Origin of the sequence: Mailhella massiliensis (genome assembly GCF_020741395.1) — a bacterium.
Lineage (GTDB): Bacteria > Desulfobacterota > Desulfovibrionia > Desulfovibrionales > Desulfovibrionaceae > Mailhella > Mailhella massiliensis_A.
The window spans coordinates 15580-35156 of record NZ_DYZA01000075.1; the positions used below are offsets into that span (position 1 = coordinate 15580).

Annotated in this window: 22 protein-coding genes and 1 tRNA gene; 15 read left to right on the forward strand and 8 right to left on the reverse strand. The window is 60.2% G+C overall.

Going from position 1 to position 19577, the window contains the following annotated elements; all coding sequences use genetic code 11:
• Positions 1 to 2: 2 nt before the first annotated feature.
• The 6 genes from crcB (K8W16_RS04055) to K8W16_RS04080 all read left to right on the forward strand — a co-directional run bounded on the left by crcB (K8W16_RS04055) (position 3) and on the right by K8W16_RS04080 (position 3375).
• Positions 3 to 371 carry a fluoride efflux transporter CrcB gene (gene crcB / locus K8W16_RS04055; protein ID WP_304121366.1) on the forward strand — a complete coding sequence of 123 codons (369 nt, stop codon included), beginning with the start codon at positions 3 to 5 and terminating at the stop codon, positions 369 to 371.
• Positions 372 to 467: 96 nt separating this feature from the next.
• Positions 468 to 866 carry a fluoride efflux transporter CrcB gene (crcB, locus tag K8W16_RS04060; RefSeq protein ID WP_304121368.1) on the forward strand — a complete coding sequence of 133 codons (399 nt, stop codon included), beginning with the start codon at positions 468 to 470 and terminating at the stop codon, positions 864 to 866.
• 4 nt (positions 867 to 870) lie between these two features.
• Positions 871 to 1146 (forward strand): GIY-YIG nuclease family protein, encoded by a 276-nt coding sequence (locus tag K8W16_RS04065; protein ID WP_304121370.1) that lies wholly within the window; start codon positions 871 to 873, stop codon positions 1144 to 1146.
• 219 nt (positions 1147 to 1365) lie between these two features.
• Positions 1366 to 2592 (forward strand): translocation protein TolB, encoded by a 1227-nt coding sequence (locus K8W16_RS04070; protein ID WP_304121394.1) that lies wholly within the window; start codon positions 1366 to 1368, stop codon positions 2590 to 2592.
• A 169-nt stretch (positions 2593 to 2761) separates the two neighbouring features.
• Positions 2762 to 3247, forward strand: coding sequence for a peptidoglycan-associated lipoprotein Pal (pal, locus tag K8W16_RS04075; RefSeq protein WP_304121372.1), 486 nt, complete (start codon positions 2762 to 2764; stop codon positions 3245 to 3247).
• Between the two features lie 53 nt (positions 3248 to 3300).
• Positions 3301 to 3375 (forward strand) — tRNA-Pro (locus tag K8W16_RS04080).
• A gap of 587 nt (positions 3376 to 3962) precedes the next feature.
• Here the strand turns inward: K8W16_RS04080 and K8W16_RS04085 are convergent.
• Together K8W16_RS04085 and K8W16_RS04090 are read right to left on the reverse strand one after the other, a co-directional pair.
• Positions 3963 to 4538, reverse strand: coding sequence for a 4Fe-4S binding protein (locus tag K8W16_RS04085; protein ID WP_304121373.1), 576 nt, complete (start codon positions 4536 to 4538; stop codon positions 3963 to 3965).
• Positions 4519 to 4746 carry a 4Fe-4S binding protein gene (locus tag K8W16_RS04090; RefSeq protein ID WP_304121374.1) on the reverse strand — a complete coding sequence of 76 codons (228 nt, stop codon included), beginning with the start codon at positions 4744 to 4746 and terminating at the stop codon, positions 4519 to 4521. Before K8W16_RS04090 ends, K8W16_RS04085 begins: the two co-directional genes overlap by 20 nt.
• 919 nt (positions 4747 to 5665) lie before the next feature.
• On the opposite strand from K8W16_RS04090, the gene K8W16_RS04095 reads away from it, so the two are divergent.
• Positions 5666 to 6133: a universal stress protein gene (locus tag K8W16_RS04095; protein ID WP_304121375.1), complete on the forward strand. Its 468-nt coding sequence runs from the start codon at positions 5666 to 5668 to the stop codon at positions 6131 to 6133.
• A 401-nt stretch (positions 6134 to 6534) separates the two neighbouring features.
• On the opposite strand, the gene K8W16_RS04100 is transcribed toward K8W16_RS04095, so the two are convergent.
• From K8W16_RS04100 to K8W16_RS04125, 6 genes are all read right to left on the reverse strand, one after another.
• Positions 6535 to 6957: an OsmC family protein gene (locus K8W16_RS04100; protein WP_304121376.1), complete on the reverse strand. Its 423-nt coding sequence runs from the start codon at positions 6955 to 6957 to the stop codon at positions 6535 to 6537.
• Between the two features lie 21 nt (positions 6958 to 6978).
• A complete protein-coding gene (locus K8W16_RS04105; protein ID WP_304121377.1) occupies positions 6979 to 7785 on the reverse strand; it encodes an aspartate dehydrogenase domain-containing protein in 807 nt (268 codons plus the stop codon).
• 221 nt (positions 7786 to 8006) lie between these two features.
• The gene (locus K8W16_RS04110) at positions 8007 to 8384 is read right to left on the reverse strand and encodes a RidA family protein (protein WP_304121378.1); all 378 of its coding nucleotides are present in this window, start codon (positions 8382 to 8384) and stop codon (positions 8007 to 8009) included.
• Positions 8385 to 8456: 72 nt separating this feature from the next.
• On the reverse strand, positions 8457 to 8867 hold the full coding sequence (locus K8W16_RS04115) for an OsmC family protein (protein ID WP_304121379.1): 411 nt from the start codon (positions 8865 to 8867) through the stop codon (positions 8457 to 8459).
• Positions 8868 to 9034: 167 nt separating this feature from the next.
• The gene (locus K8W16_RS04120) at positions 9035 to 9739 is read right to left on the reverse strand and encodes a GntR family transcriptional regulator (protein ID WP_304121380.1); all 705 of its coding nucleotides are present in this window, start codon (positions 9737 to 9739) and stop codon (positions 9035 to 9037) included.
• A 311-nt stretch (positions 9740 to 10050) separates the two neighbouring features.
• The gene (locus K8W16_RS04125; protein ID WP_304121381.1) at positions 10051 to 10560 is read right to left on the reverse strand and encodes an aminoacyl-tRNA deacylase; all 510 of its coding nucleotides are present in this window, start codon (positions 10558 to 10560) and stop codon (positions 10051 to 10053) included.
• A gap of 176 nt (positions 10561 to 10736) precedes the next feature.
• Here K8W16_RS04125 and thrC point away from each other — a divergent pair, with 176 nt between their 5' ends.
• The 8 genes from thrC to K8W16_RS04165 form a co-directional block, all read left to right on the forward strand.
• Positions 10737 to 11969 carry a threonine synthase gene (gene thrC / locus K8W16_RS04130; RefSeq protein ID WP_304121382.1) on the forward strand — a complete coding sequence of 411 codons (1233 nt, stop codon included), beginning with the start codon at positions 10737 to 10739 and terminating at the stop codon, positions 11967 to 11969.
• A gap of 56 nt (positions 11970 to 12025) precedes the next feature.
• On the forward strand, positions 12026 to 12988 hold the full coding sequence (locus K8W16_RS04135) for a tripartite tricarboxylate transporter substrate binding protein (RefSeq protein WP_304121383.1): 963 nt from the start codon (positions 12026 to 12028) through the stop codon (positions 12986 to 12988).
• Positions 12989 to 13107: 119 nt separating this feature from the next.
• Positions 13108 to 14619 (forward strand): tripartite tricarboxylate transporter permease, encoded by a 1512-nt coding sequence (locus K8W16_RS04140; protein ID WP_304121384.1) that lies wholly within the window; start codon positions 13108 to 13110, stop codon positions 14617 to 14619.
• 10 nt (positions 14620 to 14629) lie between these two features.
• Entirely contained in the window at positions 14630 to 15082 is a 453-nt protein-coding gene (locus K8W16_RS04145) for a hypothetical protein (RefSeq protein ID WP_304121386.1), read from the forward strand.
• Positions 15083 to 15408: 326 nt separating this feature from the next.
• Entirely contained in the window at positions 15409 to 16611 is a 1203-nt protein-coding gene (locus K8W16_RS04150; protein ID WP_304121387.1) for a M20/M25/M40 family metallo-hydrolase, read from the forward strand.
• Position 16612: 1 nt separating this feature from the next.
• Positions 16613 to 17059: a tripartite tricarboxylate transporter TctB family protein gene (locus K8W16_RS04155; RefSeq protein ID WP_304121389.1), complete on the forward strand. Its 447-nt coding sequence runs from the start codon at positions 16613 to 16615 to the stop codon at positions 17057 to 17059.
• An 18-nt stretch (positions 17060 to 17077) separates the two neighbouring features.
• Complete coding sequence (locus K8W16_RS04160; protein ID WP_304121391.1) at positions 17078 to 18562, forward strand: tripartite tricarboxylate transporter permease; 1485 nt, start codon at positions 17078 to 17080, stop codon at positions 18560 to 18562.
• 75 nt (positions 18563 to 18637) lie between these two features.
• The coding region (locus K8W16_RS04165) for a tripartite tricarboxylate transporter substrate binding protein (RefSeq protein WP_304121392.1) at positions 18638 to 19577 on the forward strand (940 nt) is incomplete at its 3' end.

A 19577-nucleotide genomic window follows, 5' to 3' on the forward strand; every position in this document is an offset into this window, starting at 1 on the left:
GTATGAGTTCTTTGATTCTTGTGGCGACGGGTGGGGCACTCGGCGCGGCATGCCGCTATGGCGCGGGGCTTCTTTCCGTAGCCCTGTTCGGCAGGGGGGTTCCCGTGGGGACGCTCCTTGTCAACGTGACGGGCTGCTTCATCATCGGGGCCGTGTATGCCGCCATGGCGGAGCAGGTTCACGGCGTGCTCGCGACTTTTCTTATTCAGGGCTTCTGCGGAGCCCTCACTACTTTTTCCACTTTTTCGATGGACTGCTTCCAGCTTCTGCGCGCGGGGCGGGTGTGGGGCGCGGCGGCCAACGCGGCGCTCAACATGGTGCTCGGCCTCGGTGCAGCGGTTCTCGGGCTTGCGCTTTTTACTGCGTCGTGAGGCGGGGCTTCAGCCGGAGAGCCCGGAGAACTCCGTCGGGCCTTTTCCCCGGGCGTGCGTGTCCCGGAACATTTTCTTTAAAGGATGGAAGAGGGCATGAAATCCTTTCTGAAGCAGGTTCTGGCCGTACTTGTCGGCGGTGCGCTCGGCGCGGTATGCCGTGTGGAAATCGGCAACAGGGTGACGGAAGCGGCGGGTGCGGTTCTGCCCGTAGGTATTTTATGCGTCAATATGGCCGGATCCTTCCTTCTGGGCCTGCTCATGGGGATAGCCTCCCGCTCACGCTCCGGCTACCCCACGGCTACGGCCTTTTTCGCCACCGGCTTTTTCGGCGGCTTCACCACGTTTTCCTCCTTTGCGCTGGATACCGTGCTGCTCTGGCAGGCGGATCATACGGTCTTCGCCCTGCTCAATGCGGGCCTGAACGGCGTATGCTGCATTGCTCTCGCGGGCCTCGGCTGGAAGCTTGCGGCCCGGCCCGGGAAGGCGGCGTAGAGGTATGGCTGGAGGGGCGTGGAGCGTGTACCTTCTTCTCTGTGCCGACGGTACGCTCTACTGCGGCATAAGCCTCGACGTACCCCGTCGTGTGGCCATGCACAACGGCCTTCTTCCGGGCGGGGCAAAATATACCTGCGGCCGCAGGCCGGTGAGCCTCGTCGCCTGTGCCGGGGGCTTTTGCCGTGAGGATGCGCTCAGGCTGGAGAGGCGGATAAAAAAGCTCCCGCGTTCCCGGAAGGCGGACGCTCTCACCTGCCTTGCAGAGTCCGGGGCCTGACGTTCCGGTCTGGGGCTTTTCCCCGGAAAGGGGGCAGGGCGCGCTCTTGACCGCGGGCACGGGCGGGAATATGCTCTAGCCTCCCCGGGCCGACCTCAGCATTTATCCGGCCCGAAAATCCATGCAAGGGTGTCACCTATGCGCAGATTCCTTCCTCTTTTCCATAGCTTCGTCGTCCTTCTGGTGCTGGCTCTGGCCCTGCCTTGCCGTGCCGCCACCATGGTGGACATTTACGGCGCGGGCCAGAACAAGATCAATCTGGCCATGGCCTCCCCCCTCACTGCTCCCGGCCAGCGCGCCACGTCACTGGGTGCGGAACTGAACGACGCCATAACCGCCAACCTCAATTATCTGCCCTTCATGCGCCTTACCTCGCCTTCCGCCGTCCTGGGCGGCACGGTGCTTTCCGCCTGGCAGGGGCCGGAGGTGGATTTCCGCCGTTTCCAGATCGCCGGTGCCGACCTTCTCGTCACGGCCCACTGGCCGAACGGCGACAAGGAAAACAGCACCGTCGAGCTTCGCGTTTTTGAGACCTATTCCGGCAAGTTCGTGTTCGGTAACGCCTATGCCGGGGTGACCCATACCGAGGTGCCCAATGTGGCCGACCGCTTTTGCGACGACCTCATGGAGGCCCTCACCGGTGCGCGCGGATTCTTCAGCAGCTCCCTGGCCTTCGTCAAGGGCAACGGCCGCAAGCGCGACGTGTGGGTGGTGCGCGCCACGGGCCGAGATCTTCGGCAAGTCACCAACATTCCCGGTTCCGCCATGTCGCCTTCCTGGTCGCCGGATGGCCGTTATGTGGTGTTCAGCCACTTGGACGACAGTACCCACGCCCTCGGCGTGTGGGACCGCATGAGCAACACGGTCAAGCGTGTGCGTTTCCCGGGAAACACCGTCATCGGTCCGTGCTTTCTGCCTGACAACCGCGTAGCCGTGAGCCTTTCCACGGGCCATTATCCCGACATTTTTCTTCTGAACCGTCAGTTCCAGCGCGAGCGTACCCTGGAGCAGAGCGCGGGCATCGACGTATCGCCTTCCTTCGACGCCACGGGCACCAAAATGGCATTCACCTCCAGCCGCCTGGGCAGCCCGCAGGTGTTTTTGAAGGATTTCACCACCGGCGCGGTAACCCGCGTGAGCATGGACGGTTCTTATAACTCCGAACCCTGCATCAGTCCCGACGGAACGCTCATCGCCTACACCAAGGCCACGCCTTCGGGCTTCCGCATCTTCGTGCACGATATGGTCACGGGCTATGAGCAGCAGATTTCGTTCGGCCCCGGCAGGGACGAACAGCCCGCCTTTGCGCCGGACAGTTACTTTGTGGCCTTCACCTCCACAAGGAGCGGCTCTTCCCAGATTTACCTCACCACGCGCCACGGCGGCGAGGCGAAACAGGTTCCCACCGGACCGGGTAATGCCTCGTTCCCGAGCTGGGGGAAGTAAAATAATTTAAATTTCCGGGCGAATTCCCCCCTCCGTAAGCTTGACAACGGCAAGTGTGAGGGTAATATGCCCTTCTGCCTGTAAGTGCAGTTTTCTTTCCACGCTCTATATTTAAGAGGGAAGAGCGGGAGAGAGAAATATTATGAATTAACTCTCAGGAGGAGTTATCATGAAGTCTCTGAAGTCTTTTGGCCTGGTTGTGGTTCTTGCTCTGGCTCTCGGCATGGGCGCCGGCTGCGCGAAGAAGAATGCTGAAGTGGAAAATGTGGAAGCCGCTCCCGTGGCCAGCACCTCCGCTGTTGACGCTGCCGCTCAGCAGATCACCGACGGCGTTGTGTACTTTGATTTCGACAAGTACGATATCAAGGCCGAATACCGCGACATGCTCCAGCAGAAGGCCGAACTGATGAAGCAGTTCCCCTCCATCCGCGTGCGCATTGAAGGCAACTGCGACGAACGCGGCACCCAGGAATACAACCTCGCCCTCGGCGAACGTCGTGCCCGCGCCGCCTATGAATACATGATCCGCCTCGGCGTGCCCGCCGAACAGCTCGACATCATCTCCTACGGCAAGGAACGTCCCGCCGTGGAAGGCACCGGTGAAGCTGTGTGGGCTCAGAACCGCCGCGACGAATTCAACGTCATTGCCCGCTAAGGCATAGCTTGACACCAAGGCTGCCCTGTGACCTCTGCAGGGCAGCCTTTTTTCGGGGCGTGGCGCAGGGGTAGCGCACCTGCTTTGGGAGCAGGGAGTCGCTGGTTCAAATCCAGTCGCCCCGACCACGGTATGGTTACAAAGCCTCATAAGGAGTGCAACTCCTTATGAGGCTTTGCTTTTACCTGTCTCTGCCTTTCTATGAGCTCTCCGGCTCTGTCGAGAAGCTTTTATTGCACTATTGGTATCTTTTTGTCGTGAACGGCACGGAAGCAGCCGATACCGACACGGCGGAAAGGCCCCGCGGTCTTGACGGATACCGGAGTGCCCGGTCTGCATGGGCGGGCGAAGAAGGGCGAAAAGGTCAGTAAGGAGCCCGACGGGGGAGACCTCAATGTTCAGGGCGGGAAGTATGGCCGCTTCACCTGTCGTTTTGCCGGAAGGAAAGCGTCTTGCCCCGGGAGGGGGCCCGGAGTTTTCCCTGAAGGACGTCCGGCAGGCGGGGAGGCAAGGAGTTGTTGGCACAGGGGAAGGCGTTTGAGGGCATGCCTGTTTTTATCCTTCGGAAGAACTGCCGGCGCAGGTACACTCTCATGCCGCCCGTGACAAGGGCATGGGGCATGAGAGGCAGGGAAAACAGGGCGTGGCGCACCTGAGCGGGGCAAGGCGTCTGTGGCGCAGGGCAGGCGGCCTGAGGGAAGGGGAAGGTATGGCGCTATTTCTTCCTGCAACGAAGCTTGCAGATTCCCTGCGTCATGGTGCCCATGGGGCAGAAGACGCACCAGGTTCGCGGCTTGTACAGAGCCATCATCACAAGCCCCAGGATAAATGAGGTGAGCATGATGCTGTAAAAGCCGAAACTGAACTGCGCCACCCATTCCGGGACGGAGCTTTCCGTGTATGCCCAGTGCCAGGGAAGCTGGAATGTCCAGAACAGAGTGACGCTTTGCCTGAGAGATGCCGCCCTGGATCCCACGAGCCACGTCTGGAAGAGCATGTTCCCGAACATGGTTAGGAAAAAAAGCAGAAATCCGTACCGGAACCAGGGGGAATACAGCCATGCAGGCGTAGGTTTGTTGCGCGAATACTTCAGCTCATGCCCGAGTTTCATGCACAGCTGGCCTCGCCCGCAGAAATGGTTGCAGAATAGCTTGTTTCCCCCGAAGATTGCGAAGCCGAGCGGAACCAGAAAGTCGATCATCCCCAGCCATGCGAAGAGGATGTTGAAAAATCCCAGGCTGAAATAAAGGATGGTCCATATCCATAAATAGTCATACCAGTGCCGCTTCATGGGCGTCCCGCCTTTCCCTTTCCACAATTTCGATACAGTTGGCCGGGCAGGATGCGGCGCATCTTCCGCATCCGATACACATGTCGATGTTGATTTCTGCCCGGCAGCCATGCACGACCATGGCGGCATGGCGCGGGCAGACACTTTCACAGGTGCCGCATGCGACACAGTTTTTGGGATTGACCACGGCATGACGCCTGGAGAGCATCGGCATTCTCCTTTCTTCGTCTGGCTGTTTTCTGAAGATATGCGCGGCTTCCCGGAGCTGCGGTAGCCATACCCACAGTGCGGACATCCCTTTCACAGATCATCGTATCCCGTCAGGGCTCAGCCGTTTCCCTCGACAGACATGTCGGCGGCTCTCCTTCCGGTTTGTACCGGTTACCTGTACACCGTCGCGGAAGACATTCCTGCACTCTGCATATTCCGCTTGCCTCATATTCTCAAGAAGCTGTGCGCCGGATGGAGGCATATTCACCATGTGTCAAAGCTTCCGGCACATGTCAACCATGGAATGGCGACGGAAGGTGCTGTCTTTCGATCTCTGCCGGCGGGCTTGCCCATGAAGACGATCCAGCGTCGAGGGCGTTCGGGAGCTTTTGGGATGGAAAAAAGTAATTATTTTATAATATTGATATTGCTAAATGTTTTTTACCGTATCATTTTTTGTGAAGTTTTTTGCCAATATTCTTTCCAGAACGGGGTATTAGAGTAATTTCACATTGAAAATGTTCGGCAAGGGCGCGGGGCGTCATGTGCGGCTGCATTTCTTCCGGCCGAAGGGAGAGAGGCGTGGAAAACATGGTCCCGTGCACAGGGAAGAGGCATAAAATACGGCCTGGAGACAGGAAAACGTCTGCTTTTTTGCCGAAAACGCGGGGGAGAGGCCTTTCTTGCTTGGGAAAGCCCGGCCATGCGCGTTGAAGAAAGAGGAAGGGAAGTATTCCGCTGCGCCTGAGAAAAGGTGTAAAGGTTTTTTTTCCGCAGAGGAGGTCGTTTTTCGGACGTTTTTTTCTTTGCATGGCCGGGACATGTGTTTTTAAACACCAGCTTGACAATGTGCGCCCTATTATTGAAAGTAAGAAAAGTAAAAAGTGATGAAAGCCATCATGAAACAGGAGGTTACCATGTCTGTTTTTTCCAATATCGTCTGCTGCATCAGCCTTTCCGAAAATCCTGACGACGTGGCGCAGTACACGGCCGATATCACCCGCCAGAACGGCGCCAATCTCATTCTCGTGCACGTTGCTGCCGACAATGAGGCCGTTCTTCGCCGCACCGGCAGCAAGAGCATGGTGGAAAAGCTCATTGAAGAAAGCCGCAAGGCCAATGAGGAAGCCTTCACCAAGTATGTGGAAAAGCACTTCGCCGGTCTCGATACCACCATCGTGCTGACCGAAGGCAAGGTGGAAGATGAGCTTCTCAGAGTCATCGACAAGTACTGCGCCGACCTCATCGTCATCGGCAGCATGTCCACCAAGGGCCTGTTCGGCGGCCTGTTCAACAAGCCTTCCGAAAGCATCATCGGTAAGACCCGCATCCCCGTCATGGTCATTCCCAACGACCTCAGCCTGGAATGTGTGCCTGACTTCTAAGCCTTGCGGAAATTGTTTTCATAATTCCTCGAAGAAGTGTGTCATCCGTGAATTTCAGCGGCTCGGGTTTCGGCCATGAACAGGCTGAGGGCTGCGCCGTACATGTTTTTCTTCGGGGATGAGATGTTGCGCCCCTGTGGGGTGCGGCGGATTCTCGCGTATGTCAAAAAGCCCGCCTGCATAAGCAGACGGGCTTTTTCCATGGAAAGAGGGGAGTCTCCGGGCTTCAATGCCGGGCCGCCCGCGTCCGGCCGGGGCGTCTTGATGAGGCCGAGCTTCCGTTTTCCGCGGGCCGCGCCGCAGGCCGGGCTATTCTGGGTTCGGGCGCAGGCAGGCGAAAGCAAGGCCAGGCTGCGGGGGCTGCACGGAAGAGAGAAAAACGCGTTGTCTGCCTGAAGCGTTTAGGCCCGGCGCACATTGTGCGTCACGTCTATGCCGTCGAGCAAGGAAGCGGTGATGAGGCAGCGCTTCACGATTTTCGCACAGTGTTCCAGCTGGGGAAGCCAGACATCGTCGATATCCACGGCCACGTCGATGCTGAGGGAGGAAAGGCGCATGGAACCTTGTTCATTCATGGTTTTGGTGCCTTTTCCCACGGCCTGAAGGGAACGGAAGGGTACTCCCCGGGCCACGAGGGCCGCGCGTACGCTGCCGCAGTAACAGCTCAGGGCGGCGGAAATGAGCAGAATGGAGGAATTGCCTCCCCGCGCGTCTTCGGGATAACCGGAATAATCCATGACAATGTCGCCGAGCACGGGAGAACCCGTGTGCACGGTGTAGATATCGCCTATCTGTTCAAAGCGTACTTCAATTTCCTGGGACATGGTTTTCTCCTTGGCAGAAGCTCATCCGGCAAGGCGCAGCGGCGCGGCAAGCTGTCGGAGCAGGGCAGGGACGGAATACATGGCCAGAGCGGAACTTCTGGGATTTTCCCTGAGGGGCGCGGGGGTGACGGTAGTTTCCAGGGAGCATGCCCCGGCCCGGGCCGTGATCTGATGCCTTGTGCCCTGCGCTCCGGGGTCGGCAATGATGCGCACCCTGGTCTGTTCAAAGCCGTTTCCGGCCAGGGAAAGGGCTATGGCGATGTTCACGTTGGCAGGGAAAAGGCGTATGGCTTCGGCGGCATTTCCTTCAAAGACCAGCTTCGCCTGTGCGGAAGCGGAGCATCCCTCAGCCGGAGGAAGAGCGGAGATATCGGCAAGGCCCAGGCTTTCCGGCCGCTTTACGGTAGTCACGGCAAGGCTGTCCAGCCCTATTTCACGCAGGGCGCGTATGCCGTCGAGGCCCGCCACCGCACCCGAAGGCACATGGACAAGGCAGCTCTGGCCCATCACGTCCTCAAGAAGTCCGGTATCCAGGGAAAAGCCGCCCACGCTCAGGCAGACGACTTCCTTTTGTGCGGCAAGGCAGGAGCGGACAATACCGGGCATGGCGGAAGCCGTGGCCGCCTCTACCAATATGTCGCAGCGGGGGATGAGTTCATCCACGGGCAGGGCGGGCACGCAAAGTTCCCGGCTGAGCTTTGCGGCGTGCTCCTCCGTGCGGGAAGAGACGCCCCCGAGATGGTACAGGTGCGGAAGCTCTTTCTGGACATGAAGGCCGATGAGGCGCCCCATGGCTCCGCAGCCGATGATGCCGAGCGTTTTTTTCATCAACAGTCCTCTTGGTTGGAAGGCTCCCGGGAAGGGCGGGGATCCGGGCCTTGCCTTCATCTGCCGGAAGCTTGCCGGGCGAAGCGGCGCTTCCGTCTCTGAGCCCGGTCGGATAGAAGGTACGGGGAGCGGGAGTTTTCCCCGCGGGCGGGCCGGAGGAAAAGAAAAAGGGCCGCCGTCAGAGGACAGCGGCCCGGAAAACGCCGAAGGCGTGAAGACCGCTACAGAACGGCGACGGCTTCCACTTCCACGCGGGCGCCCTTGGGCAGGGCGGCCACGGCCACGCAGGAGCGGGCGGGGGCGTCGGAAGCGAAGGTTTCGGCATACACGGCGTTCACGGCCTGGAAGTCGGCCATGTCGGTGAGAAACACCGTGGTCTTCACCACGTTGTCGACGGTGAAGCCGGCGGCGGCAAGCACGGCCTTCATGTTCTTCAGAGCCTGGGCGGCCTGTTCCTTCACATCAGCGGAAACGAGTTCGCCGGTGGCGGGGTTCATGCCGATCTGGCCGGAAAGATACAGGGTGTCGCCGGCCTTCACGGCCTGGGAATAGGGGCCGATAGCCGCAGGGGCATCGGCGGAAAAGACGATGTTTTTCATGGAATCGCTCCTTGCGTGTTATGCCGGGAAAGAGGCTCGGGAGTCCCTTTCTCGGAAGATCCTGCGTTTATATCAGCGTTTCCAGTTGAACACAAATACCTGTTCCACATCGGGATGCAGGCTGAGGTGCACGGGGCAGGTATGCGCGCAGTGCTCGATGGCGGCCTTCTGGCGGTCGGTGTATTCGCGGTCGGGCATGTCGAGAATGACTTCAATCTTGCCGATGCGGCGGGGATTGGCGCTCATCACCTTGGTGATGGAGATTTCCGTACCCGTTACATCCACATCGTGCTGCTTGGCGTAGATGCCGATGATAGTCATGCAGCAGGAGGCCAGGGCCGTGGCACAGAGGTCGGTGGGGGAAAAGGCTTCGCCCTTGCCGTTGTTGTCTACGGGAGCGTCGGTGATGATGGTGGTGTTGCTCGCGATGTGCGTGCATTCGACGCGCAGGTCGCCCAGATATTTAGCCTTCATGTTAGCCATAGAGAACTCCTTTCTCTGGGGTGCCCAGAGCTGTTGCATGTGACGGGGAAGACGCATGCCGCGCGGAATTTACCGCGTTTTAAGCAAGCAATACCGGTATCCGCATATTTAGTCAACTGTCTACTGTCGACAAAAGCGGCAGGTCCGCGCCTTTTCTGGAGCGGCGTTCACTCGGTGGGGAAGTGGGCGTCGCCCTTCTTGCGGCGCGCGGGCTTCTGCCTGTCGCAGAAACAGGCGAGCCTGCCCACGGATTCGGCGTAATGGGCGCGTATGGTCTTGCGTATGCGGTCCGGGTCGCGGGAGCAGAGCGCCTCGTAGATGCGGTTGTGCCTGTCGAAAAGCTCCTCCGGGGTGTAGATGGTACGCCATTCCTGGTAGAGGAGAAATTTCGAGATTACCCGGCTGAAACGCGAGGCCAGGGAACGGAGCAGGGCGTTGTCGGAAAGGCCGAGTATGGTTTCATGGAACTGTGTCCCGAGGTCGGCGTGTTCTTCGTAGCTGTCTCCGGAGGCGACGGCGGCGCGCATTTCGTCCATGAGCGAGGTGAGCCTCGCCTGTACCTGCGGGGGCATGTGTTCTGCGGCGAGGACGGCTGCCTCGCTTTCAAGTATGGCGCTCAGCTCATAGTTGGCGCGTATCTTTTCCGGCGTGAGTATGGTGACGCACTTCCCCCTTTTGGGGTGCGACATGAGCAGCCCTTCGGCTTCCAGGTGATGCAGAGCCTCGCGCACCGGGGCGCGGCTTATGCCGCATTCTTCGGCCAGGGCTGCTTCTCCCACGGGGTCGCCGGGCCTGAGTTTGCCGCTGCGGATGCGCTGCATGATAAGCTGTGCGACTTTTTCGCTGTAGGTTGTTTTGTTGAACTGCTGCACATGACCTCCAGGCAGGTTCGCGTACCGGCTGCGGACGGCGCCGGCTTCCGTCCGGCCGGGCCATGAGGGCGTACGCCTCCGTCTTTGCGGCGGAAGTCTGCCGCTAAAGCCTCACTCATGGCAGGTGGAAAAAAGCCTGAAGAACGACCTCGCCCCGGGAGCGTTCCCTTTGTCTCTTCTGCAAACATCCCCCCACATGCACTCTTCCCTCTGTGCGAAGGCGGGCAGCAAGGGCCGTTTTCCGCGGGAAGGGAGACGCGGCTTTTCGGGCTTCTCAGGCGGAGGCATTTTAGTCCATGGGCCGGGCCATGTCAAAAGGTTCTGCGCCGTTGCTGGCCGGACAGATCCCCCGGAATCGGAGAAATAAGGCTCAGCGCGGAAGGATGCAAGGCCGCCACCATGCCGCGCACTCCGGCATTGATGTAAAGGATCGGCAATTCCAGAAGCGTTTCCTGCACAAAGACGGGCAGAGGCGTCTTCAGTCCGAAGGGACAGATGCCTCCGGGCATGTAGCCGGTGAGGGCGAAAGCCGTGTCCGGGGATGAGGGCAGGAGGCGGCGTATGCCGGAAAGGCGCTCAAGCTTGTGCATGGAAACGCGTTCGTCTCCATGTATGAGCGCCATGACGGCAAGCCTCTCTTCTCCTTCAAGCCCGTTGTCGAACACAAGGCTTTTGACCACGAGGTGCTCGTCCACCCCGAGCTTTTCCGCCGCGTCGCGGGTACCGCCGTGTTCCTCATAGGCGTACTTCAGGCCGGCCGCCTCCATGCCTGCCGCGTGCAGTATGCGCAGCGCCGGGGCCTCGTTGAACATGTCCGTCATGCCTTTTTCCTTCTCTGGAGGAAAATTCCGCAGTTATGTCGACAAAAAACTGTCGACCGATATTGACAAGATGTTTTTCTTTTCACATACTGGACGTGAAAAGGCAAGAGCTGGGGCCTTCCCGTATGGGCGGCCATGAACTATGGTGTTAACCTTCTTATTTTCCAGGAGAAAATATGAACGCTGAATGTACGGGCCTTGTTTGCCGCGATTGCGGAACGCATATCGCCGAATCCGAGTTTTCCCTTTCCTGCCCCAGGTGCGGCGCTCCCATGCGCGTTGCCTTCGCGCCGGGATCCATCCGTGAAGCGCTGAAGGACGGTATGCCCGCCTATGACGACCGCTCTTATCTCTATCAGTGGCGTTCCATACTGCCCATTTCCGACGAGTCTCTCATCGACAAAGTGAGCCTCGGCGAAAGAGAGGCTTCGCTTCTGCGTTCCCACCGCTACGGGCCTTCGCGCGGCATCAGGGAGCTTTATTTCAAGATCGAGCAGGGGCCCACCCTTTCCCTGAAAGACAGGGGGACGGCTCTTTGCGTCATCAAGGCCTTGGAAACGGGCAGCAAGACCGTATGCCTCGCCTCTTCGGGCAACAACGCGGCCAGCGTGTCGGCCTACGGTTCCCGCGCGGGGCTGCGGCCCGTGGTTTTCGTGCAGAAGCATGTTTCCCCGGCCAAGATATTCAAGAGCCTCGTATACGGCGGTAAGGTAGTGCGCATCGACGGCGACATGGCCGCCGCGAGCCGCGTCTGCGCGGAAATGGTGCGGGAGAAGGGCTGGTACCAGTGCGGCGGGCCCAACCCCTACCGTGTGGCGGGCAAGCGCACCTTCGCCTACGGCATAGTGCAGCAGCTCGGCCGCGTGCCGGACACCGTGCTCATCCCCTGCGGCGGCGGCGCGGGCATGGTGGCCGCCTACGACGGCTTTTCCGAAATGCTGGAAGCCGGCATCATCGAGCGCATGCCGCGCCTTGTCGGCGTGCAGCTGGAAGCCTGCTGTCCTACATACACGGCGTTCCATGCCGGAAAGGATGTGGTTGTCCCCGTGGAAAAGAAGCCCTCCCTTTCCGACGCAATCATGAACAACAATCCCTACTGGGGTAAGTATTGCCTTGAGGCCGTGCGCAGCACGGGCGGTACCATGATCACCGTTTCGGATGAGGATTTCATCCGTACCATCCGGGCCCTAGGGCGCGAGGAAGGTATTTTCACGGAACCTGCCGGCTCCGTGTCCGTGGCGGCGCTGGAGAAGCTCGTCAAGGTTCCCGGCTTTGAAGACCCGGGCCTTACGGTCTGCAATCTCACCGGCCACGGCCTGAACGCTCCGCAGGTGGCCACAAGCGACAAGGAATCCCCCGAGGCCGTGGAGGCCACGCTGAGCGCGGTGGAAGCGTTCCTCGGAGAATAGTGTATCAGGCAAGGTTTTGCGATGCAGCGCACTTTCATCACCTTCAGGAGGTCAGTATGAAAAAGTTGTCCTTCATCATCGCTCCGTTCATGGCCCTTTCGCTTTGCATGGGCGCCACGGCGCAGGCTGCGGACTATCCCGCCAAGCCCATCACGCTTATGACGGCCTTCAATGCCGGCGGCGGCAGCGACGTGAGCCACCGTCTCATTGAAAAATATGCCCGCGGCGTCATTTCCCAGCCCATCGTGGTGACGTACAAGCCCGGCGCGGGCGGCGAAGTGGGCTGGACGTGGCTCATCAGCGCAAGGCCCGACGGCTACACCGTGGGCGGCGTGGACCTTCCTCACATCGTGCTTCAGCCCCTGCTTCGCGCCGAAGGACAGCCCGGCTACAAGACCGAGCAGCTCAACCCCCTGTGCAACCTCGTCTTCGACCCCGACGTGATCATGGTCAGGCAGGACAGCCCCTTCAAAACGCTGGAAGAGCTCATCGCCTATGCCAAGGCCAACCCCGGCAAGCTGAAGGTCGGCACCGTGGGCAAGTTCACCGGCGACCACCTCTTCCTCATGCAGATTGAAAAGCTCACCGGCACCCAGTTCACCCAGGTGCCCTACCCCGGCGGCGGCAAGGCTGCCCCCGCGCTTTTGAGCGGCGAAGTGGACTGCTACTTCGGCTCCACCTCCAACTTCCTGCGTATGGAAGGCGCCCGCGGCCTGGCTATCGCCACCAAGGAACGCTACGACCTCTGCCCCGACGTGCCTACCTTCGCGGAACAGGGCTACACGCTGGAATCGGCCAAGTATCGCGGCATCGCCACGCCTCCCAAGTTCCCTGCCGAAGCGCAGAAGTACCTGGAAGCCAAGCTGGCCGAGCTCTGCGCCAATCCTGAATATCAGGAAGCCGTGCGCGGCGCGGGCCTGACTCCGTACTATACGGACGGTAAGGAATTCGGCGAAATCATCAAGAGGGAAAAGGAAAAGGCCGTCAACGTCCTGAAGACCTACGGCTTCATTAAGTAACGTCTTCGCCGGGGGAGGGCTTCGGCTTTCTCCCGGCCTTTGCTTTTGCCGCCCGGACTTCAGGGGCACGATGCCGACCGGGCCGGTTCCGCTTCTTACGGAAATGCAGCGAGGCGCGTATGTTTGATATCTCGGTCGTCCTTTCCAATCTTTTTGAACCGATGACGCTGCTGCTCATGGCGCTGAGCGCTTGCTTCGGCATCATCATGGGTGCCGTACCCGGTCTTTCCGGTACGCTCGGCATCGCGCTTCTTCTGCCGTTCACTTTCGGCCTGGAACCCGGAGTCGCATTGCTCATGCTTGGTTCCGTATATTGCGGTTCGGAATACGGCGGAAGTATCCCGAGCATACTCATCAACACGCCCGGTACGGCGGCGGCGCTGTGTACCACCTTCGACGGGCATACCATGGCGCAGAACGGGCAGGCGCAGAAAGCGCTGCTCACCGCGCTCATCTCCTCCGTGTTCGGCGGGCTTTTCGGGGTATGCGCGCTTGTCTTTCTGTCCATTCCCCTGGCCCATGTGGCCATGAGCTTCGGCGCGCCGGAGCAGTTCTGGCTCTGCGTGTTCGCGCTGACCATCATTGCCTCCCTTTCTTCCGGGCAGGTGCTCAAGGGCATCATCGGCGCGCTGCTCGGCCTTCTTTTCGCCTGCGTGGGCATGGACCCCATCACCGGTATTCCCCGCTTCACCTTCAATACCATGGAGCTCATGAACGGCATCAACGTGGTGCCCGCGCTCATAGGGCTCTTCGCCATTCCCCAGGCGCTCATGCTGCTCAAGCCTGCGGGTGAGCACGGCGGCATGGCCCCGTACCGGCCCGCTCCCGGCGTGTTCTGGCAGACCCTCAAGGACTTTTTCCGCCGCATCTGGGTGGTGGGCGTCGCCGGCGTGGTGGGGCTCATTATCGGTATCATGCCCGGTGCGGGCGGCAACATCGCCACCTTCATCGCCTACAACGAGACCAAGCGTTTTTCCCGCAATCCCGACAAGTTCGGTACCGGCATCATGGAAGGCATCATGGCGCCTGAAGTGTGCAACAATGCCGTAGTCGGCGGCGCGCAGATTCCCATGCTCACCCTGGGTATTCCCGGCAGCGCCCCCGCCGCCGTTATGCTCGGCGCGCTCATGACGCATGGTCTGAAGCCCGGCTTCTCCCTGTTCACCGAGCAGAGCGACGTGGTCTTCACCTACTTCATAGGCCTTTTCCTCGCCAACATCATGATCCTCGTTCTCGGCATGGTGCTGGTACGCATTTTCGTGCGGGTGCTGCAGATTCCCCAGAACTTCCTGGTGGTGGCCATTATCGCCATGTCCGTGGTGGGCGCGTATTCCATCAGCACTTCCGCCATGGACGTCATTTCCATGTGCGTGGGCGGCATCATCGGCTACATCCTCATCCGCTACAAGTTCGGCGTGGCTCCCATGGCCCTCGGGCTCATCCTCGGCGGCATGATGGAAGAAGGATTCAAGCTTTCCCTGCATCTCGGTGCGGCGGAAGGCAACGTGGTCATGTTCTTCTTCTCCCGGCCCCAGAGCCTCGTGCTCATAGCCCTCACCGTGCTTTCCCTCGTCTATTCCATCTGGAAGGAAATCTCCGCCGCCCGCAAGGCCGAGCATGCCGCAGGATAAGGAGGATGCCATGAACAACAGCCGTATTGTCGACGTCAGCTGCGCCGTTGTCGTCATTCTGTTCTGTCTTCTGATGCGCACCCAGCTTACGCACATTCCGCAGGAAGGCTATATCTTCCCCATGTGCGTCATCTACCTTCTCATGGGGGCGAGCGCGCTGCTGGCCTTGCGTGCCCTGCTGACCACCAAGGGCCCGCACATGACGTTCTTCGCGGGCATTCCGGTCATGCGCTGGTGCGTCATTTCCCTGATCTTCGTGGCACAGTGCCTGGGAGCCATGTATCTTTCCTTCAAGATATTCATGGGGCTCGGCATGCTTTCCGTCATATTCCTTCTGGAAACGAAACATACGTTGAAGAGCACGGTGATCAACGTGCTGTATGTGGCCTTCTTCCTCGTGTTCTTCCAGCTCTTCTTCACCAATATCATGCATATCTACTTCCCGGAGAACCTCTTCTACTAGAGGGGCGCCGGAAAGAGTCCGGCATGTCTTCCCGCTTTCTGGAGGAGGCGGCGAAGCATCCCGGGGAACATGTCAGGGGAAAAAGGGGCGCCGGACAGCCGGCGCTTTTCCCCGGCGGGCGTGCTCTGCCCCCGGGTCGCCAGGCCCGGGTGCGCCCGCGTGCATCGTCTGTGCGGAACAGACCGGAAGCGGGAAGTGACGAAGCGTCGCCACGGGCGGCAGTCGCCGGAGACGGTCCTTTCTCGTCCCGCCTGCCCGTCCGGCAGGGGATCCAGCCCGCGCAACGTGCCACACAGAAGAAAACTCAGGAAGCAACGGAGTGTTTCATGGAAGGCAACGAGCTTTTCCTCGCCTGCAGGGAGGCGGTACCCGAGGTTCTGAAACTTTCGGAACGGCTGGTGAACATGGATTCCGGCACCGACGATACGGCCGGGCTCAGGAGAAAGGCGGAAGTGCTTTCCTCCCTGTTCACGGAAGAAGGGGGAAGCGTGCGCCTCATGGAGACAGCTCCCCCTGTCCGGGATAAATGGAACCTTGCGGCCACGTTCCACGGTACGGGCAGGGCGCGCATCCTCATTCTCACCCATTACGACACTGTGTTTCCGGCGGGAGAAGCGGCCCGGAGGCCGTTTTTCGTGGAAGGAGAGCGGGCCTACGGCCCGGGTGTGGCCGACATGCAGACCTCCCTGTCCATGGTGCTCAAGGCCCTGCCCATGCTGCGCGGCCTTGAAGGCTGCGACTATCATACGCTCACGGTGTTCTGCAACGCCGATGAGGAGGCGGGTTCCCGGGGCAGCCGGGATCAGATCACGGCCCTTGCGCGCAAGCACGACATAGCCCTCAACATGGAGCTGAGCGGAGCGGAGGGTAATCTCATCACGGTGAGCGGGCGCGGCATGGCCAACGGGAAACTGAGCGTGCGGGGCAGGGCGGCCCATTCTGCGGCCGAGCCTCCGGCAGGGGTGAACGCGGGGCTTGAGCTGGCCCATCAGTTACTTCAGCTTCGTTCCCTTTCAAGGCCGGAACTTCGCACGGCGGTAAACCCCACTGTGGGAAGTTTCGGCTCCCGACCCAACGTCATTCCCGACCATGCGGAAGCCCTGCTCAACATCCGCGTGGCGGATGCGGCGGAATTTGCCCGTGTGGAGCAGGATATCCGGGAGATCATCAGGAACAGGCTGTTTGCGGAAAGCGAAGTCTCCTTCGACATGGACATAGCCATTATGCCCTACGGCAACAATCCCGTCACGCTGGACCTGGCCGAAAAGGTAAGGGCCATAGCCCGTGCGGAACTCGGTATGGAACTCGGCTATCGCCACGCCATAGGAGGCAACGACACGAGCTTCAGCGCACAGGTATGCCCTTCGCTGGACGGGTTCGGCCCGGGCTGCGTGGCCATGCACACGGCGGAGGAATACCTGCCTGTGCCCACGGTGGCGCCGCGCCTGTACCTTCTCCTGCGCATGGTGCAGGAGGTATGCCGGGGCAATATGGTTCCCCTGAACAGAAACGGCCTCGAGGAGGCGTAGCATGAAGAAAGAGGATGTGATAAGCGGCGTTCTGCTCATGGGCCTGAGCGCGGTTCTCTATACGCAGACGCTGGTGGATCCCAGTGAGATCATGTTTGAAGACGATATTGACCCCATGAAGTATCCGCGCCTGCTTATCCTGATTCTGGCAATTCTGGGCGCGCTTCTGGCCCTCAGAGGGTTGAAGCTGGAAAAAGTCGTCTCCTCCGTTCCCATCTTTTCCCGCCGCACCCTGGGCATCATGGCCGTGATGCTCGTCTACGCAGCCATATTCACCACGGTGGGATTTTTTGTTTCCAGCTTTATTGCAGGATTTGCCGTCGCCTTCATTATGGGCTGGCGCAGGCTGCCCATACTCGCGGCGGTGTGCGGCCTGTCCGTGGTGGTGATCTGGCTGCTCTTCACCTATATCCTGCGTATTCCCCTGCCTGTGGGCACGCTGTTCTGATTTCCGGGAGCTTCTTGTATGGACATGATATTTTCCGCCTTCGCCGAAGTGCTGAGCCCCTTCCCCCTGCTCATGAACCTCGTGGGCGTCATGGTGGGCATGATCATCGGCGCCCTGCCCGGCCTTGGTTCCGTGGTGGCCATATCCATCTGCCTGCCCTTCACCTTCGGTATGCAGCCTCTTCAGGCCATGGCGCTTCTGCTCGGCGTGTACTGCGGCTCCACCTGCGGCGGCAGCATAGCCGCCGTGCTCATCAATACCCCCGGCACCCCGCAGTCGGCTGCGACCTCCATCGACGGCTATCCCCTGGCTCGTGCGGGCAAGGGCGGCGTGGCCATAGGCTGGGCGTTGGCCTCCTCCATTTTCGGTGGCCTGTTCTCCTGCCTCGTGCTGTCTTTTGCCGCACCCTCCGTGGCCTCCTTCGCCCTTCGGTTCGGCCCTCTGGAAACTTTCGGCCTCATCCTCATGGGCCTGACCTGCATTTCCAGTGTGTCGGGTAAAAACCAGCTCAAGGGCCTTGCCGCAGGCGTCATAGGCTTGCTTCTGGCCTGCGTGGGCATGTCGCCCTTCACGCCGGATGCGCGCTTCACCTTCGGATTCTACGCCCTGGACGGCGGCATGGATACCGTGGCCGTCATTGTGGGCGTGTTCGCCATTTCCGAAGTCATAGACAGGGCGGAGCGCATGCTCCATGAGGAGCCGAGTTCCGTGGCCGCCTCCAGCGTGGTGAAGATGCCGCGCCTTGCCGATTATCGCGGGCGCTTCTGGCTGCTCATCAAATCCTCCATCATAGGCACTTTCATCGGTATCCTTCCGGGCACCGGGGCCACCACGGCCGCCTTCATAGCCTACGGTGAAGCGCAGCGCACCAGTCCCCGGCGCGACAGGTTCGGTACCGGCGAACCCGACAGCATCGTGGCCGCCGAATCCTCAAACAATGCCGTCACGGGCGGCGCGCTGGTACCCTCCCTGGCCCTCGGTATTCCCGGCGACCCAGTCACCGCAATCATGCTGGCCACTTTCATCCTGCACGGCATCACGCCCGGCGTACGTCTCATGGTAGACAACCCCGGCATCGTCTACGGCATTTTTGTGGCCCTGGCCGTGGCGAACCTGCTCATGTGGCCTTGCTGCTGCGTGACTACGCGCATATTCAACTATCTGCTCAAAACCCCGGAACCCATACTCATGGGCCTCATTACGGTGCTCTGCGTGCTGGGTTCCTACGGTTCGCGCGGCAACATCAACGATGTTGCCGTCACCATAGGCGCGGGTATCGCGGCGTATCTTCTGCGCCGCAGCGGCTTCCCCATGCCGCCCATCGTCATAGGCCTCGTGCTCGGCCAGCAGTTTGAGATGAGCATAGGGCAGATGATGCTGTACAAGGCCGACCTCGGCTGGTGGGAATACGTTTCCGCCTCGCCCATAGCGCTCTGCCTGTTCGCCGTGACCGTGCTTATTCTCTGTATGCCGCTCCTGCGCCGCGCAAAGGCGCGAAGCTGACTTCCGGCCGGGTAATCCCTTGCCCGTTCTCTGCGCCCTGCCGCGCAAAACCTCAACCTTTTCCAAGGAGAGAGTATGAACCGTCTTTTCAAACGCCTTGGCCTGGCTTTCGCCTGTACGCTGCTCGTTGCCGGATCGGCCTTTGCCGCCTACCCTGAACGCCCCATTACCATGATCGTGCCTTTCGGTGCGGGCGGTTCCAACGACCTGCCTGCTCGAGTGCTGGCCGGTATGATGGAAAAGAAGCTCGGCCAGCCCGTGGTGGTGCAGAACGTGGTGGGCGCGGGCGGCACCCAGGGGACCACCCAGATAGCCCAGGCCAAGCCCGACGGCTACACCATCGGCTTTGACCCCACCGGCGCGCTCTGCCTCCAGCCCCACATGAAGGAACTGCCCTACGGTGTGGACAGCTTCCAGTTCATCGGCATGGCCACGCAGCAGCCCGTGGTGCTCATGACCAGCAAGAAGGCCCCCTGGAAGAACATTGAGGAAATGGTGGAAATCGTGAAGAAGGCCCCGGGCAAGTACATCGTTGGCATTTCCGGCAAGGGCAATATGAGCCATGTGCCGGTGCTGGCCCTGGCCAAGCATTACGGGCTGAAGTTTCGCTATGTGCCCTACCGTTCCACGCCGGAAATCATGAAGGAAATGGCTGCCGACCGTCTGCAGTTCCATGCCGACATGCCCGTGGCCCTTTCGCAGTATGAGGTGTACGGCCTTGTACAGTTCTCCGACAAGAAGGTGGACAACCTGCCCATGCCCAATTCCGCCGATATCGGCCTGAACAAGAACTTCATTATGTGGCAGGCCTGCATTGCGCCCAAGGGTATCCCTGCGGATATCGTGAAGGTTCTGGTGGACACCATGCGCGAAGTGGTGAACAGCCCCGAATACGCCGAAGCCGTGCGCAAGCTCAGCATGAATCCCTGGTGGATGGAGCCTGAACAGGCCCAGGCCTTCTATGCCGAGGAATTCACTTCCTACGGTGAAGCTCTGAAGGAAGCTCTGGAGAAGT